At 72.9% G+C, this 1,540-nt stretch carries 2 protein-coding genes; both read right to left on the reverse strand.

Annotated features, from left to right (window positions below; genetic code table 11):
• Window positions 1-80: 80 nt before the first annotated feature.
• Window positions 81-920, reverse strand: coding sequence for an N-acetylmuramoyl-L-alanine amidase (locus E1266_RS37210; RefSeq protein WP_243719375.1), 840 nt, complete (start codon window positions 918-920; stop codon window positions 81-83).
• An 88-nt stretch (window positions 921-1,008) separates the two neighbouring features.
• Complete coding sequence (locus E1266_RS37215) at window positions 1,009-1,245, reverse strand: hypothetical protein (protein ID WP_131956627.1); 237 nt, start codon at window positions 1,243-1,245, stop codon at window positions 1,009-1,011.
• Window positions 1,246-1,540 lie beyond the last annotated feature (295 nt).

The following is a 1,540-nucleotide window of genomic DNA, read 5'->3' on the forward strand; positions in this document are numbered from 1 at the left end:
CCCCCATCCTCCCGCCTTCCCGGCCCCCCGCGGCACACCAACGCGAGCCCACCGGGTCGCTCAGGCAGGTAGGGCGGTGGTCACTTGAGGTAGGTCTTGAACCCCTCCGTCAGGGCCTCGGCAATGCGCTGGCGGAACGGCGCGCTGGCGAACTTGGCCGCGTCGCCCTTGTTGCGCATGTTCCCGCACTCGATGAAGACCTTCGGGACCCGCGACATGTTGAGGCCGCCGAGGTCGTCGCGCCGGTCGCGGCCCTCCTCGCCGAGGTAGTTGGAGTAGGGCATCCCGGTGCCGTCGCGGTAGGCGTCGCGGAGGGCCTTGCCCAGCTTCTGGGAGCCCGGCACCATCCCGGCGTTGCCGCCGATCGAGACCGGTTCGATGATGTGGAAGCCGTGGGCGGACGCGCGCGAATTGCCGTCGGCGTGGATCGAGACGGCGGCGTCCGCGTCCAGCCGGTTCGCGATCGCGGCCCGCTCGGTGATGCACGGGCCGACGCCCTCGTCGTCCTTGCGCGTCAGCGTGACCTTGGCTCCCTCGGCGCGCAGCAGCTTCGCGAGGCGCTTCGAGACGTCCCAGGTGAAGGCGTGCTCCGGGTAGCCGTCGTTGGACGCGGTGCCGGTCGTGTCGCACGCCTTGCTGCCGTTGCCGATCCGGACCTTCTTGTTGATCTCCCTGGGGTGGTCGGCGTTGCCCCCGTTGTGCCCGGGGTCGATGACGATCACCTTGCCGTCCAGCGCCTGGGCGTCCCGCCCGGCGGCCGCGGGCGTCCGGTCCTCATGCTGGGTGGGCGCTCCCGCCCGCGGCGGGTTGACCGGCGCACTCGGGCCGTCGGACGCACCGGAGGTTCCCCCGCACGCGGTGAGCGCGCCGAGACACAGCGCGATGCCGGCGGCCCACGGGCCGCCTCGATGGACTCGCACTGACGGTTCCTCCGTGACGGGTTCGTTATCGACCCACACAGTTTGCACGCCGCCGACGCCGCGTCAAACGAACTCCGGCAAACCGGTGTCAGCCGAGGGGGTCCTCCTTGCCGAGCAGGGCGGCCAGGGCGCGCGCCTCGTCCGCGTCGAGGCCGAGCACCACGCGGGGACGGCCCCACGGGTGGTCGATCGAATGGGCGACGTAGCTGGCGACGGACTCCGAGACCTCCTCGGCCAGCCCCCGCGCGTGGCGCCACTCCGACCACGCGCGTTCCAATTCGCTCGCCGCGCGCTGCGCGCACGACACCAGTTCCGGGTCACGCACGGGACCCACCCCCCTGATGGACATGTCCTTCCCTGCCCGCGCGGCGGTGTCCCCGTCCGGGCGGCCTCGGGAGGCCGCCCGGACGGAACCGCCGGACGCTGGGTCCCATTAACCCGCCGGCGGGGCGGCACGGGCCGGCGAATGCGGCAGGCTTGGCCGGCCCCTTACCCGGTGCACACCGGATCGAGGCACGATCGGCCGTCTCCGTTGCCCCGGGCATGACCGGGCACGGCGGGAAGGTGGAGCTCGGCGGGAGCGAGATGAGGCGGGGGGACGTGTCGGCGGGGGGTCAGGC

This window comes from Actinomadura sp. 7K534, assembly GCF_004348575.1.
GTDB lineage: Bacteria > Actinomycetota > Actinomycetes > Streptosporangiales > Streptosporangiaceae > Spirillospora > Spirillospora livida.